This is a genomic window from Paracoccus marinaquae (assembly GCF_018860165.1).
GTDB lineage: Bacteria > Pseudomonadota > Alphaproteobacteria > Rhodobacterales > Rhodobacteraceae > Paracoccus > Paracoccus marinaquae.
In genome coordinates this window covers 24,233-38,556 of sequence record NZ_JAHKNG010000025.1, presented here as the reverse complement: position 1 = coordinate 38,556, position 14,324 = coordinate 24,233, and the positions used below count along the sequence as shown (strand labels likewise).

Sequence of the window (14,324 nt, the reverse complement as noted above, 5' to 3'; positions counted from 1 at the left end):
TCGGCCGGCACGTCACTCCGGATCGGCATCGGTTGCGACTTCCTCCGTCAGTCCCATCTCGTCGGCCCGTTTCCAGAACGCCTCGTGCTGCGCGGAAATCTCCCGCGCGCGGGCAAAGGCATCCTGCCGCGCGGCGTCGAGGCAGGCGATGTAGGGCCGGACTTCCGAAAAATACCGCTCGAAGTCTTCCGCCACCAGGTCGGCATATTCCCCGAAAGCTGCGTCGTCGGCCGGCACGAAGGGCTCTTCCGGCGGGATACAGATCGGCGCCTGTGCGACTGCCGGCTGCATGAGGGAAATCAGGATCGCCGCGGCTGCCAAGTCGCGCTTCATGACCCCTGCCCTGCCCTCTGGCGTTCGCTGAGCCCGATCAGGCTGCGGATCAGGTACAGCTCGCCCCGCCGGTATCGTTCCGTCATGGCCCGCAGGTAGCCGCCGGGTTTGAAGATGACATGGCCCGGCTCGGATTTGCGGGCATCGAGGATCAGGATCGACAGCATGGCGCTGTCCTCGCCCATCGCCTCGCGCGCCGTGTTCCAGGCATCGGGGCTGATCCCGAGTTCCGGCACCCGCCGCTCGGCAGCCCAGACGAAATCGTGGAACCGCAGATACTCCGGCTCTGCCCTTCCGCAGAGATAGAGCTGCATTTCCGGTGATGCGAGATCGAACAGCCTCTGTGGTCCAAGCCGGGCGATAAATTCGCTCTTGAGCGCTCCGCTGGCCGCCCCATCATCTTTTTCTCGGCAATTCGGGCCGCCGTCAGGCGGCACGACATGGGATTTGTCGTGCGCGGGCTTGCCCGCGCTCCGCCTATCCACGGTCTCGTTACAGGATACCAAGGATTCTTCAGTTGTATCTTGTATATAGGACCGCTTGTTTTCGAGCGGTCCACCGCTTGTTTTTTCTCTCTTTTGGAGAAGATCCAGTGCGGTTCTGCACAGCTGGTCCGCTTCATCCACATGGGATTCGAGTGCCGCGAGGTCCATACGGTGAAGCCGGTCCGCAGACGGCCACGTGTCCGCCTCGTGCCGGATCGCTTCAGCCTCCGGGCAATGGGGGCTGATCTCCGACAGGCCCTCCAACGCGCGGATCAGATGGCGCTTGTGCGTGCTGCGCTGGCCGCGCAGGAAGATCTCCTGCTGCCGTTCGGCCGCCAGTTGGTCATCCAGAACCTTCAATTCCGCCGCGCGGGCAATCGCCGCCCCGAAATAGAGCCCGGTTCCCGCCGCCCGCGACCGGCTGCCATTCGCGCCTGTCCGGCGCTCGACCAGCCCGGCGCGTTCCAGCTCACAAGTGATTGCGCGCGTCCGCGGCTGCGACAGACCCAACATCTTCGCGACTTCGCCGGCCTCCGCATAGATGAACGGGGTTCGATCCGGACTGGTCCAGTCGCTCGGTCGTGTCATGCTCGCCAGGCGCACAAAGGCATGCGCCGCGGCCGGCCCGACGCCAAGGCGCGGTGCCACGCGCTCCACTAGCGCCGCGAAGCTGTCCCGCTGCATATTGCCCGGCAGCGTCGGGTGTTCGTCTTCGGTGTCGCGGTAGGCCCGCGTCGCGGCGGGATGCGCCGCCCTCTGGAATGCCATCTCTGTCCTCATGTTTGTTGAGGCACAGGTTCCGCAGGCATATCGGATCTGTTCGCACAGATGCGTTTTTGCTCTTGATTTTCGGGGTTGGGAAGGTAACTATGCTCTTAACCTTGTGAGCAATGCAGGTCGCCAAACCTGTGTTACCAAACCGAACCCCCCTCGTGCGGACCCCGTGCGGGGGGTTTCCTTTTGGGGATTGTCTACCTGATTCTGCTCGTGCTCCTCTTTTGGGGCGTTAACTGCGGAGCCTACGACAACTAGGCGTTAACGGCAATTATTGTGTGTCCGCGCGTGACGCGGACAAGGATCAGTAGGGGACCCACTCATATGACGGGCTACCGCGGTAGTCTTGCGTCCGCATTAGGATTCCCCGGAAACTGCCGTACTCGCCCGCCATGCCCGCACCGGCATGAACCTCAAGTTGTTCCTCGACCCACCCCGGCAGGCTCGTCTCTTGGACTCCTTCGCGCCGGAACTCGCCACCCTCATGATAGAAATGCCGAATGGCCGTTCGGTACACCTCGCGACCACCGCTGCTGGTGATCGAGCGTTTCGATAGCTGCCAGACCTCTATCCCGGCGCGATAGCTCCGCACCTCATCCGGTACACCACCCGTACTCACGCTGGCCGAAATCGTCGCCCCGCCCATCGGGCAGCGCCAAAGCTGCAAGGGCGGCTCGATCGGCCATGGTGTAATGCGCCGGATCATCTCGGCATGTGCCGCCGAGCACTCGGCAGACGCCGGAAAACCACCTGCGAGACAGAGCAGAATGGCGCAGTCGATCTGGTATGATTGTGCTGGAAGGGTGGTCCAGGAGTAGGAGGCAAAGCCAACCCCGGCAGACACAACAACCGTTCGCAACAGACGCTTTGGGTCAACGCACATGAGCATTTTTATACCTCTTGTCTGAGATATATTATTGCCTACAGCAGAATGAGTTCAGCATCAAGTGATCCTATCTGCCGCGCCACGAACACGCAGCATGGATCGAGATGGGTCGAACTGAAGCGTCTCTGGCACCTGCAACAACGAGAGCTCGCCAGTATTCCACTTGTATAGCCAGATGTCCTCACCTGCTTCTGCGGTAGGTTGCAGCGGGATTGCTGTCAGTCGAGCCTTGGAGGTGTTCGCAGAAGACATGACGATACCAGTTCCCGTACAGATGGACCTGTAAGCTTCTGCGGCCAGCAAAATGGTTAATAAAGACCTAACGGAAACTTTGTCTCTTTAGACAGCCCAAAAGGACAGAATTCACTTTTCCCTTGACATTATATGATATTCTGTCGTGCCGCGAGCGCTATGACATTTGCGGTACGATTGGCGCCGAACTTCTTCTGAGCACTGCTTAGACGAAACTTGACGGTCGAAGTGCTTATCCCAAGTCGTTCAGAAGCTTCTCCTTGGGTCAGGCCATCGCGCAGCAGGCGTAGTACGTCAATTTCACCTTCGGTCAATGCAACTTGAGACCTCGCAAACAGCCGTGCCCACAGCTGAATCTGGGAATGCAGGTACTCCATTTCAGCATCGGTCATTTCTCTATCAGGCCGGGCAAGCGACATGAACGAACGCTTACGCCCGACCTTTGTCACAACGGTTGCCCCATAAATGAGACCGTGCTTCGCCGCTTCGGGCATCACGTTGCGGATGTCTGGGAAAGTTATCTCTGACCAGCGGATCGCCCCAGTTCGAGCGATCGTCCAGGCGGCGACCGGATCACCAAAGAAGTAGTTCTCTTCTTCGTATTTTGTTGTCCAGGCCTCTGGGTAACGATTCAGGAAGAAATCAGGTTGGCCGAACCTCAGTCCAAAGCCAATGACGAAGCCTGTGGTGCCGATTTCCGCCAGGCGAGCGAGTTCTTCCTCATGGTTTGGGATGGCTTGCTCAATCATGATCTCGAAATGTCAAGGGAAAAGTGAATTCTGTCCTTTCAGACTGTCGTTTTAGACAGCCTGCTGTCAATGCCCTATCTTCTGGATATGGTTCGTCGAAGAAACCTGACGAGGCAGATTCCGGGATGAAGAATGTCGCAGATCGTCTGCGTCCGAAGGGACTTAAGGTGCTTGCGCACGTCGAATTCACGCCAGACATGGCGGTCAACCTCATGAGTATGTGCGATTCCCTCCGTGAAGGGGAAAGGCTTGTACTGGAGATCTGCGATTGGGGGGTCTGGGGCAAGACAACGGAAGGCGTTCGACTTTTCCTTGGTTCGACAACGGTCCTTAACGAAGATCGCCTGAGCAATGACAATCCGATCAACCACTGAGGAAGTGAAACGCCGGGTCTCGAATGATGGATATGAGATCCATATCGTCCGTTATCCCGACGGCATCCCGAACTGGCACTTGGTGACCGCCTACCTCAAGCTCAGGAAAGAAGTGTTTGTCGATCGCCTCGAATGGCCTCTGTTTCACGCAGAAGAGCTTGAATTTGAGCAATATGACACCTTTGATACGACATACGTCATAGCGACCCAGAACATGCGCGTCGTCGGCGGCGCTCGCCTCCGGCGCACGGATCAAAGAAGCGGCGGGGGAAATCTACGGTATTCTTACATGATCCGAGATGCGTGTTTGGGGCTCTTGCCAGGGTTGCCCGAAGATCTCTGCTATCATCTGCCACCTGAAGATGAGCATGTCTGGGAGCTCACCAGAATGGTTGTTGATGGCCCCCCGGTCGTTACCAAGCTGATCCTGGAAACAACGAACGAATTTCTCAACGCCGTTGGTGCAAACTCGGTGCTCTTTCTTGGATCACCAGCTTTTCTGCGCATGGCTCGGGGCTGGCGATGGCCGGCCGCAAGTCTGGGCCCGATTTCGGGCAATCAGGATGGTCGCTTCCAGGTGATCGAGTGCCCCGTGCGACACCTTTAGGGCCTTCTAGCTATGTTTCCCATCACCGCGGATCTGAGTGCAGAGATCACCCGCGACACGCTTGAACAGATGTTGAAGCGCTTTGACGAACTGTCGGATACGACCGGAATCATGACTATAGAGCTGGCGGGCGCAGGTCTCGTTGTGAGGAACGCAAGGTCCGGCAAGCGAGAGCTGATGGGCATGGCGCCTCCGGCCGGTGCTTTCGCATACCTTAGGTAGTCCAAACCGCACTATCTCATGCAAATCCATCTTCGCGGGATGGTACTTGGAACAATTTCCGAGTGCGGGTAGGTATTAAGCTGCCAAATGGCCGCTTGTTCATTTTTATATCTTGAACAGGTCATATAAATTTGCAACGATGGCCCAATCGGTGCCGTCGCTGCCAGTCTGTGGAGACGTGCCCGTGAATCGGATCAACAAAGAGCCTCCGAATGTGGTCACGGTCGATGGTCTCAAGGACTTGCTTGATAAGGGCTGGGAGCTTTGCATTCATTGCGATGCGGAGCCTGAACTGCGCGGTCCGCAATGGCATGGGCGCTGGTACTTCTTCGGAATTGACCCGCAATCCCCAGCAAATTGGGCTGCGCTGGTTACAACACGCGCGCTCCGCAAAGCAGGCAGCTCTTCAGAAAAGAGCACTGTTGCCGAGTATACTTTCCGCGAAATCCGCACCCTCACCACTGTCACAACCCTGTGCAAAGAGCTTGGGTTCACGATATCAGCCGCACCTATCATCAAGGGTGAATCCATCATCGTGGACGGGAAATCGAACTCATAGTTCTTGCTCTGCGCCCTTAACTAAACGGCGCTTCATTGCGGTCCTGGCGGCTCTCCCAGTTGCCAGCCACGCCGATGTCCTCTCCGAGACCCGCGGCTTCGTCCTGAACGCCGGCGCAGCCCGCGATATCTTCGCGCGCCCCGAGGACGATCCCGAGTATTCCCGGACAGCAAGAGACGAGCCAGCACTGATCCGCTCGATGCTGGTTCCCACCGAAGCGCCAGCGTCGATCCGGGAGATGGTGACGGCCGCCGCAGCACGGTACGCATCCCATCCTGCGATCCGTGCCGCAGGCTTCTCGCCCCGGCATTGGGACGCCTACTTCCATTCGATGATCCAGGTCGAAAGCGGGTTCAAGATCACAGCCTATTCCTCGGCCGGCGCGATGGGGCTTGCGCAGCTCATGCCCGGAACCGCGCGCTTTCTCGGCGTCGATCCGCGCGATCCTGTCCAGAACCTCGATGGCGGGGCGCGCTATCTGCTGATGCAGCTCGGCGCTTTCGGCACGCCCGAACTCGCCCTGGCCGCCTACAACGCCGGCCCCGGCGCGGTCCGCAAGTATCGCGGCATCCCCCCCTACCGGGAAACCCGGAACCATGTCCGCAAGGTCATGGCGATCTATCGCTACCGTTTGACATAAAGGAATTGCCCCATGCCGAACTTCAGGCAAAAGCTCGTCGCCGCCGGGATCTGGTGCGCGGCGGCCATCCAGGCCCATGCCCAGGAAGTCGATCTGTCCGGGTTTGAGGATACCGGCGAAAGCATCATCGCGCAGCTGCGCGACAACAACCTTGCGCTGACCGCCGTCGTCCTCATCCTGCTGATCATCGGCTTTCTGGCGATCTTCACCAAGTTCATCGACTGGAAGTGGATCGGCGTGACGGTCGTCGGGCTGTTCTTCATCTTCGGCGGCGACAACCTCGCCGAGTCGATCATCGCGATCTTCCGCGGATCCGCCGAGTGATGCGGGAGAACGTGTATATCCAGGGGCTCAACCGGCAGGCCAGGTTCTTTGGCCTGCCCCTGCCGCTGGCCGGGCTGGCCTTCCTCCCGCCGTTCCTCACGTTCATCTTCCTCGACAGTCTCTGGTATCTCTGGGCGATCCCGGTTCTCTGGGCGGCTCTCTGGGCCGCCTCGGTCATCAATCCGCATTTCGCGCGCTTCATCGCCGTCGTGACCTCGCGCACGCCCGAGCGGCTTCTGCGCGCCAGTTCCGGATCCCGCTATGAATGATGTTTTCCCCAGTCCGATCCGGGCGCTGTTCGGCGGTGCCCGCGACCTCGAAGACATGCTGCCCTATCTCTTCGAAGAGAATAACCATGCCATCGCCACGCGCAGCGGGGCGCTGGTCTCGGTCGTGAAGGTCGCGGGCGTCAACCCGTTCACGGCCAGCGAAAGCGAACTGGCCCATATCAATGACCGCCTCGCTGAGCTGGTGGACAAGTCCGGCAACAATTTCAGCTTCCACTTCCACAAGATCCGCTCTGCCTATCACGATTTCGACTATCAACCGAAAGCCTTCGTCGAACCTGGCTTCGGCAAGGAGCTGGACCAGGCCTGGCGCACTCACATCACCTCGGCGGGCCTCTGCGTCCCGGTGCTGTTCCTCTCGGTGATCGAGCGCAAATCAATGGCAGAACGCATGCCGATCTTTGGCGGACTGCTTGGCCATGGGCGTCAGGATGCCCTGCCCGAGCGTCTGTCCGATCTCGCAGAACTCTCCCAGAGCGTGGCCGAGACCCTGGGCGATGGCTCGGAGCTGCTGGCGATCGACGACGGCACGCTGACCGGGTTTCTGCGCGCGATCTCGACGGGCGTCTATGCGCCGCTGGCCCGGTCCGAGACCGGCACCATCGTGGACGATATCCGCACGCCCATCGAGATCTACGACCGGGCCGTGGAAATCGGCGACGACTTCGAGACGCGATATGCTTCGGTGATCAGCGTGGCGAACCTCTCGCCCCAGACCCATGGCGGCATTCTCGACACGCTCTACACTGATCCCGACATTCTGATCTCCTGCACCTACCAGCCGCTTCTGCCTGACCTGATCTCGGCCAAGGCGACAACCCGGCTTGAGCAGACGCTTGAGGAAAGCGCCGGCGGCAAGATCGCCGCGCAGCTTCAGGAGGCCGCCGAGGATCTGCAAATGGGACAGATGGGCTTTGGCGACAGCCAGACCATCGTCACCGTCTATGCCGCAACCCCCGATGCCCTCAAGCGCAAGGTGACGGCGGTCACGGCCATCCTGCGCTCGAAGAAGCTCAAGATCGTCGTCGAAAAGCACGGGCTGGCCGCAGCCTGGTTCGCGCGGTTTCCGGGCAATCACGAGTTCCAGAAACGCCCGCTGACCATCTCCAACCGGAACTTCTCGGACTTCGCGGCGCTGCACATGGTCCGGCTCGGCAAGCCCGCCTCCGAATGCTATTGGGGCACGCCGATCACGACCTTCAAGAGTTGTGCAAATTCGCCCTATGATTTCTCGTTCCATGGCCGCTTCGCCCATGCGGAGTCCGAGCCGCCCTTCGCCAGCACCCTGATCGTCGGCCCGCCCGATGCCGGGAAATCGACGATCATGGCCTTCCTGGCCGCGCAGGCGCGACGCACCGGATGCCGGATCATCGCCTTCGACAAGGACCAGTCGCTGGAAATGCCCCTGCGCGCGCTTGGCGGCACCTACACCGCCGTGCGTGCCGGCCGGAATACCGGGCTCAACCCGCTGGCCTCGGAAACCGACGAGGAAGGTCAGGCATGGCTGCGCAGCTGGCTGACCGCGCTTCTGGAACGGAAGGGGCATCAGCTTTCGGTCAGCGATTCCGAGAAACTGGCGCGCACCGTCGAAAGCAACGCGACGGCACTCGCCTCTTTCAGGGACTTCACCAACTTCACGACACGTTTCCGCTCCTTCGAGGGTGATATCGGGGCGCGGGTCGGTGAGTGGTCCCCCAACGGCCAGTACGGCTGGGTCTTCGGCCAGGATAGCGCCCCGATCGTGGATTTCAGCGCCTCGGATATCGTCGGTGTCGACATGACGGCGCTTCTCAACATGGAGATCGAGCGGACCGCATTGCTGGCCTATCTCTTCCGGCAGATCGAGAAGACCGTCAGCGCCCGCACCCCGACCCTGCTGGTCCTGGAAGAGGCGGGCGTGTTTCTCGACGATCTCTACTTCCAGCGCGAGCTGAAGACCTGGCTGGCGACGCTGCGCAAGAAGAACGTCGTCGTGGTCATGCTGGTGCAGTTCGTCTCGCAGATCCGTGACTGCGCCGCCGGGGCCTCGATCCTCGAAGGCTTGCAGAACCAGCTGATCCTGCCGCACCACCAGGCGGGCCGTGACAGCTATGACGGGCTGTCGCTGTCTGACGCCGAACTGTCCTTCCTGCTCGGCTCGCAGGCCGGCGGCCGCCGGGCGCTGTGGCGGGACGGGCAAAGCTCGAACATCCTCGACACCGATCTCTCGGCCCTTGGCCCCTATCTCAGTGTCCTCGGCGGTGGTCGCTCGGCCGAACGGCGCTTCGGCAGCGACTGGCGCGACAATCCCGAATTCTGGAAAGGAAACACGGCATGACCCGTATCGTGATGAGCCTCCTTCTTGCGCTGGCGGTGGCCGGCTGTGCCGCACAGAGCGGCGAGTTGTCCGAACGCCGCTCGAACTGTTTCGGCAAGCTGAAGCCCGGTGCGCTCAGCTCGGCGCTGGTGGCAGTGCCGAAGTCATGATCCGGAGCCGGCGCATTGCACTCGGCCTCATGCTCGGGGCCTCCGTGGCGAGCCTGACGCTCGCCCAGGGGGTTCCCGTGAGCGATGCCTTGCGGACCCTGCGCGCCGGAACGCTTTCGGTGCTGCAGGGCCGGATCTCGGGCGAGGCCGAAGACGGAAACAGCGTCCGCATCGACATGAATGCACTTCATCGCGATCAGCTGGCAGCCATCGACGCAGCCATTGCCTCGATGAATACCAGCGGCTTCGCGCCCACCGATTTCGAGGACCTGGACGGTGCATCGGTGTCCGCCGCCTATGATACCTCCGCCGTCGCCGGTGCGGAAAGCCGGCTCTTCGGCGAAGGCCGGGTGACGATCGAACAGATGATCGTGGAAACCGTCCAGCGCTACCAGACGCATCCGGCGCTGGCCCGTGCCGGTGTCTCGCCGGTCGGGTTCCGGGCCTGGTTCCAGGCGCTCGTGAAGCAGGAAAGCGGGTTCCAGGTCCGGGTCTGTTCGCACAAGGGCGCCTGCGGGCTGACCCAGATCATGCCGGGCACATTCGATCAGCTTGGTATTCCGGCCTCGCAGCGCAACGATCCCCGCGTGCAGCTCGATGGCGGCGCACGTTACCTGCTGATGCAGCTCGGCAGCTTCGGCTCGATGCCGCTCGCGCTTGCGGCCTATAACGCCGGCCCGGGCGCGGTCCAGCGCTATGGCGGGATTCCCCCTTATGCAGAGACACAGGATTACGTGGTCAAGATCACCGGGTATGCGAATGCATACGCCGCTGGCATGGGCTCTTCGGACGATCTCGGAACCATGGTCGCGGGCGACATGGCCCTGGCCGAGCTTGGCAACCTGTCCGATGCGGGCATGGAACTCGGTTTTTCCATGTCGAACCAGCTGGAACTCTCGGCACGGCGCGTCCGTGCCCTGATCGCCCGCATTCCCGAGACCACGACCACCCGCGAGGCCATCGACCTCAACACCTATCTGCGCGCCGAGATTACGCGTCTGGCGTCGATGATGACGATCATGGAAGCCACCCAGCGGCGCGTCGAAGCGCAACGCTTCGCAGCCCAGGTCCAGGCACAGATCGCCGACGAACAATTCCTCACCCTGACCGACACCCCCACGACAGGAGGCTGACCATGAGCATGTTCCGCAATCTCGCCGCCGCAACGGGTCTGTGCCTCTCTGCGGGCCTGGCCTTCGCCCAGGGCGTGCCTACCCATGATCCGCGTTCGCTGGCCGAACTGATCGCGCTCCTGAACTCCAGCCAGGACGAGCTGGCGCAGTCGATCCGGACGAACGGCATTCTCGACGAGCAGACCCGGCAACTGATCCGGCAACTCGAAGAGATGGAGCAGGTCGTGTCTTCGCTGACCGATGGCTTCGATCTCGACACGCTGCTGGCCGGCCTCGATCTCGACGACCTCCTGGGCGGCCTCAATCTCGGCAATCTTCAGGATCAGCTGGCAGCGGCCCGTTCGGGCGATTGGGGGGCCGTGTTCGGCAACGGCACGGTCGGCGGATCTCCTGCTGGCGACGTCATTGCCGGGATCTATGAAAGCGCCGGCCTGACGCAGGACGGTGTGGACGCGCTGACCGCCAGCGACAAACCGGACCTGCAACGTGTCGGCACGCAGGCGGCGACCAGTGCCTATACCTCGGCCGCGGCCGAGAACGCGATCGAACAGACCTCGGCCTCGCTCGACCGCACCGCCACGCTGATCGGGCAGATCGACGACGCGACCAATCTGAAGCAGGCGATCGACCTCAACACCCGTGTAACGGGCGAATTGGTCATCGCGCTTATCAACCAGGCCAACATGGAGGCGATCCAGACCGTCTCCATGGGCCAGGCCGGTGTGATCGACGCCGCGACGATGGCCGATGACGAGAAGTTCCTGTCGCTCACCGGCGACGACGCTCTAATTGAGGACGAGTGACGGATGAAGCATGTCTGGATCGGTTTCTTGCTCGTCGCGCTTGCGCTCGCCATCGGAGGCTGGCTCTGGCTGCGGAACGTTACCGCCCTGCCGTTCTCGACCCCTCAGCCTGAACAACCCGCCGATCCTGAAACGGCCGCCGTCATGGAGCGTGTGCGTCAGGAACAGGCCGAAGCCCTGGCCGATGATGCGGCAAAAACGCCCGAAGAACCCCAAACGGAGGACCTGGAATGACGACCCCGAAGTCACGCCTGATCGGCGCCACGGGCATTGCCGCCCTTGCGCTTGCCGGGGCGCTGGTCGCCTGGCAGGCATCCTCCGACAGCCCCGCCGATCTGGCGCAGCTCTCGTACGACGACAAGCTGGAGATCCTGAACAGCGGCGATGCCGACGCAGTCTCCGATCTGCTGGAGGCCGAGGAGGCCGACGCGCAGGCGCATTTTGCGCGCGAGCGGCTGGAACGCCAGAAACGGGAGGCCGAGATCGAGGTGGAGCGCGCCGAGGCCAAGGCGCGCGGCGCGGCCTATTGGGACAGTTTCGATCCCGACAGCATCGACCTGACAAGCTTCGAATTCGCGATCACGAGCATCTCACCGCCAGAGAAACGTCGGGAAAAGCTCGCCGAACTGCCTATCGTCAATGGCTTTAATCGCGCCGCCGAGATGAGCCATCCGCCAAGCAAATCCGACTGCAATCCATCTCGATATAGCCGGATCGACAAGCTTCTTAAACGCGAAGCCGCCCTGCCGATGCCTGTAGACCGCCAGGACGTAGCCCGCGTGCTGGACTATCTGGCGGACCGTGCCGCGCTCGAAACAGGCGATTGCTCCTGCGCAACTCAGACCGTGCCAATCGAAAAGGGATGGCGCTTGCTCATGCGGCTGGCCAATCACCCAAGCGGTGAAACGATCAGTGGAAACTTCGCGAAAGACCGCGCGATGAACGAGATTGCCATCTTGTTCCGCACGGCGATGGACGTTGAAGCGCGCAGTTTTTGTGAGCGAGACTGAGCAATGGAGTTCATCGGAACTATCGTTGGACTGATCGACGATCGTGTTGCAGCGATTGCGGAAAGTACATTTATCCGACTTGCGTCGATCCTGACGGGCGGACTGGAAATACTCGCGGTGCTGCTGATCGTCCTCTATGGCATCAACGTGCTCTTCCGCTTCACGGAATTCTCCTTCCCGCAGCTGATCGGCATCATGATCCGCATCGGCGCGATCTACACGTTCCTGTTCTCCTGGGGCAATTTCAACATCATCTACAGTGCCGGAACGTCCCTCTTCGATACGGTCGGCAACACCGTGCGCGACTTCGTGGCCGGCCCGGCGTCCGACACCAGCGGTGATGCGGCCACCAACATGTTCCAGACACTGGCCGAGGTCATCGACCTGGTGGTGAACGGGAACTCCGTTCTCGTGCGGGCGCTGGTCGGCGCGTTCCTCTTCGTGGTTCTCGGCATCCTCGCCGTCATCTATATCCTTGTCGTGGCTTACGCCAAGCTGCTGCTGGCAGTCCTGATCAGCATTGCGCCCCTGATGGGCTTCTTCCTGCTCTTCACCCGCACCCGCTCGATGTTCGAGGCCTGGCTGGCCGCCGTCTTCGGCTACCTGATCTATCCCATCGCCATCGGGGCGGTGATCGGGATCATCGCGGGGCTCTTGCTGCACATCACCGTCGAGATCGAAGCCAATACGACCGTGCTCAGCGTTCTGGGCTTCATCACGGTGGCAGGTCTGGGCATCAAGATGCTCGCGGACGTGCCCTCCATTGCTGCGAACATGGTCGGCCAGATCAATCTCGGCTCCATGTCGGGTGCCGCCTCGGCAGCCGTGAACCCCATGGGTGCCGTGCGCAGCCGCGCCCGCAGCTTCGGGACCGGCTATCTGACCGGACGCACACCGATGATGCAGGCCCGCGCGACCGACAAGGCCTATGCCAACATGGGCATGGCCGCGCGCGGCGTCTCAGCCGAGCGGGGCCGGGCCATGCAGGCCAAGTTTTCAGAGATCGACCGTTTGAGAAAGGCATCGAAGTGACCGATCAGGCCCTCAGATCCCAACTGAACCGCGACATGTATTTCGGCATCAGGCGGCGCGAACAACTGGCCTGGATCGTGGCAATCATCGCCGGCCTGGCTGCATTGCTGCTGGCTGCCGCGATCCTTGTCATGATGCCGCTCAAGACCACGCAAGCCTATCTCGGACTTGTGGACCGCCAGTCCGGCGACGTGATCCGAGCCTATGAAGTCGGCCGGGCCACGCTGACCGAACGGGATGCGGTGATCGAAAGCTGGGTCTACAACTATGTCCTCGATCGCGAGACCCATGACATTCACGACCAGCAACAGCGTCTCGAACGGGTGATCTCCCGATCCGTCGGCACCGCCCGCGACGATCTGCTCGATCTGTGGGACCCCAGGTCCTCGCGCTATATCCGCAAGCTCATCTCCCGCGATGCCCGTGTGTTCGTCTCCATCAACGCGATCACCCTCCTGAGCGAGAACACCGCCCAGGTCCGCCTGCAGAAACGCATCGTCGATGGCACCCGCGAAGGCACATCGAACTACATCGTCACCCTCTCCTGGCGCTTCAAACCCGCGAACACCGCCTCCGACCGGATGATCTGGGAAAACCCCTTCGGCTTCCAGGTGACGGATTATCGCATCGACCATCAATCGGAAGGATAAGGCCATGCCCCGTTTCCCGGCTCTCGCCGCATCTGCAATGTTCGGCTTTTGTGCTCTTTGCAGCGCCGCCACCGCCGAAATCACCCCCTCCGTCAGCCCAACCGACGATCGGGTCCGGACCGTCGTCTTCACCGAACGGCAGGTCTACCGGATCGACACGAAGGTGCTGACCGCCACGACCATCGAGTTCGGCCCGGGCGAGGACATCATCAACGTCGCCCTCGGCGACAATGTCGGCTTCACCTATGGTCAGCTCGGCGACAACAGCCTCGCCGTCAAGCCGACCCAGACCGGCGTCCGCACGAACATGTCGGTTGCCACGTCGCGCGGCACCTATGTCTTCGAGATGATCGAAGGCGCGACGCGGCCGATGTACCTGGTCGAGTTCGCCTATCCCAAATCCGGGGCCGCCACCCGCAGCGCCATCCGCAGCCCCGGCCCCAATTCGCGGACCTACTACGTCAAGCAGGCCAGCCGGGCGACGGGCTTCATGCCCGCCCGGATCTGGGATGATGGGACCAAGACCTACATGCAGTTCTCGCAGAACGCCGCGATGCCGGCGGCCTTTCGCGCCGATGGCAACGGTCGGGAATACTCGGTCCAGACCAAGATAGAGAACGGCGTGATGATCATTCCGAGCGTTCAGGACCGTTGGGTGCTGCGCCTCGGGGATTCGGAAATCTGTATCTGGTCGGACCGCCTGCGCGCTGCGCTGGCAAAGCAGGGAAAGGGGTGACG

At 61.5% G+C, this 14,324-nt stretch carries 19 protein-coding genes; 15 read left to right on the top strand and 4 right to left on the bottom strand.

Annotated features, from left to right (window positions below; translation table 11 throughout):
- Positions 1-12: 12 nt before the first annotated feature.
- The 4 genes from KNW02_RS13640 to KNW02_RS13625 form a co-directional block, all read right to left on the bottom strand.
- Complete coding sequence (locus tag KNW02_RS13640) at positions 13-333, bottom strand: hypothetical protein (protein ID WP_216033834.1); 321 nt, start codon at positions 331-333, stop codon at positions 13-15.
- A complete protein-coding gene (gene repC / locus KNW02_RS13635; RefSeq protein WP_216033833.1) occupies positions 330-1,586 on the bottom strand; it encodes a replication initiation protein RepC in 1,257 nt (418 codons plus the stop codon). Before repC ends, KNW02_RS13640 begins: the two co-directional genes overlap by 4 nt.
- A gap of 310 nt (positions 1,587-1,896) precedes the next feature.
- Positions 1,897-2,475, bottom strand: coding sequence for a hypothetical protein (locus tag KNW02_RS20890; protein ID WP_431356758.1), 579 nt, complete (start codon positions 2,473-2,475; stop codon positions 1,897-1,899).
- A 383-nt stretch (positions 2,476-2,858) separates the two neighbouring features.
- Complete coding sequence (locus KNW02_RS13625) at positions 2,859-3,479, bottom strand: helix-turn-helix transcriptional regulator (RefSeq protein ID WP_216033832.1); 621 nt, start codon at positions 3,477-3,479, stop codon at positions 2,859-2,861.
- 125 nt (positions 3,480-3,604) lie between these two features.
- Between KNW02_RS13625 and KNW02_RS13620 the strand changes: the two genes are divergently transcribed.
- The 15 genes from KNW02_RS13620 to KNW02_RS13550 all read left to right on the top strand — a co-directional run bounded on the left by KNW02_RS13620 (position 3,605) and on the right by KNW02_RS13550 (position 14,322).
- Positions 3,605-3,853 carry a hypothetical protein gene (locus KNW02_RS13620; RefSeq protein ID WP_216033831.1) on the top strand — a complete coding sequence of 83 codons (249 nt, stop codon included), beginning with the start codon at positions 3,605-3,607 and terminating at the stop codon, positions 3,851-3,853.
- A 4-nt stretch (positions 3,854-3,857) separates the two neighbouring features.
- The gene (locus tag KNW02_RS13615; protein WP_216033830.1) at positions 3,858-4,460 is read left to right on the top strand and encodes an acyl-homoserine-lactone synthase; all 603 of its coding nucleotides are present in this window, start codon (positions 3,858-3,860) and stop codon (positions 4,458-4,460) included.
- 406 nt (positions 4,461-4,866) lie between these two features.
- The gene (locus tag KNW02_RS13610) at positions 4,867-5,241 is read left to right on the top strand and encodes a hypothetical protein (RefSeq protein WP_216033829.1); all 375 of its coding nucleotides are present in this window, start codon (positions 4,867-4,869) and stop codon (positions 5,239-5,241) included.
- Positions 5,242-5,344: 103 nt separating this feature from the next.
- Positions 5,345-5,881 carry a lytic transglycosylase domain-containing protein gene (locus KNW02_RS13605; RefSeq protein WP_431356757.1) on the top strand — a complete coding sequence of 179 codons (537 nt, stop codon included), beginning with the start codon at positions 5,345-5,347 and terminating at the stop codon, positions 5,879-5,881.
- 12 nt (positions 5,882-5,893) lie between these two features.
- On the top strand, positions 5,894-6,205 hold the full coding sequence (locus KNW02_RS13600) for a TrbC/VirB2 family protein (RefSeq protein WP_216033827.1): 312 nt from the start codon (positions 5,894-5,896) through the stop codon (positions 6,203-6,205).
- On the top strand, positions 6,205-6,474 hold the full coding sequence (locus tag KNW02_RS13595) for a VirB3 family type IV secretion system protein (protein WP_216033826.1): 270 nt from the start codon (positions 6,205-6,207) through the stop codon (positions 6,472-6,474). The genes KNW02_RS13600 and KNW02_RS13595 overlap by 1 nt, the downstream gene beginning before the upstream one ends.
- Entirely contained in the window at positions 6,467-8,809 is a 2,343-nt protein-coding gene (locus KNW02_RS13590) for a VirB4 family type IV secretion/conjugal transfer ATPase (RefSeq protein WP_216033825.1), read from the top strand. Before KNW02_RS13595 ends, KNW02_RS13590 begins: the two co-directional genes overlap by 8 nt.
- A complete protein-coding gene (locus KNW02_RS13585; protein ID WP_216033824.1) occupies positions 8,806-8,958 on the top strand; it encodes a hypothetical protein in 153 nt (50 codons plus the stop codon). The genes KNW02_RS13590 and KNW02_RS13585 overlap by 4 nt, the downstream gene beginning before the upstream one ends.
- Entirely contained in the window at positions 8,955-10,091 is a 1,137-nt protein-coding gene (locus KNW02_RS13580) for a lytic transglycosylase domain-containing protein (protein WP_216033823.1), read from the top strand. The genes KNW02_RS13585 and KNW02_RS13580 overlap by 4 nt, the downstream gene beginning before the upstream one ends.
- Before the next feature lie 2 nt (positions 10,092-10,093).
- Positions 10,094-10,894 carry a type IV secretion system protein gene (locus tag KNW02_RS13575; RefSeq protein WP_216033822.1) on the top strand — a complete coding sequence of 267 codons (801 nt, stop codon included), beginning with the start codon at positions 10,094-10,096 and terminating at the stop codon, positions 10,892-10,894.
- A gap of 3 nt (positions 10,895-10,897) precedes the next feature.
- Positions 10,898-11,128 carry a hypothetical protein gene (locus tag KNW02_RS13570; RefSeq protein WP_216033821.1) on the top strand — a complete coding sequence of 77 codons (231 nt, stop codon included), beginning with the start codon at positions 10,898-10,900 and terminating at the stop codon, positions 11,126-11,128.
- On the top strand, positions 11,125-11,904 hold the full coding sequence (locus KNW02_RS13565) for a hypothetical protein (RefSeq protein ID WP_216033820.1): 780 nt from the start codon (positions 11,125-11,127) through the stop codon (positions 11,902-11,904). The genes KNW02_RS13570 and KNW02_RS13565 overlap by 4 nt, the downstream gene beginning before the upstream one ends.
- Positions 11,905-11,907: 3 nt before the next feature.
- Entirely contained in the window at positions 11,908-12,936 is a 1,029-nt protein-coding gene (locus tag KNW02_RS13560) for a TrbL/VirB6 family protein (protein WP_216033819.1), read from the top strand.
- A complete protein-coding gene (locus KNW02_RS13555; protein ID WP_216033818.1) occupies positions 12,933-13,586 on the top strand; it encodes a VirB8 family type IV secretion system protein in 654 nt (217 codons plus the stop codon). The genes KNW02_RS13560 and KNW02_RS13555 overlap by 4 nt, the downstream gene beginning before the upstream one ends.
- Positions 13,587-13,590: 4 nt before the next feature.
- The gene (locus KNW02_RS13550) at positions 13,591-14,322 is read left to right on the top strand and encodes a TrbG/VirB9 family P-type conjugative transfer protein (RefSeq protein ID WP_216033817.1); all 732 of its coding nucleotides are present in this window, start codon (positions 13,591-13,593) and stop codon (positions 14,320-14,322) included.
- Positions 14,323-14,324: the final 2 nt, after the last annotated feature.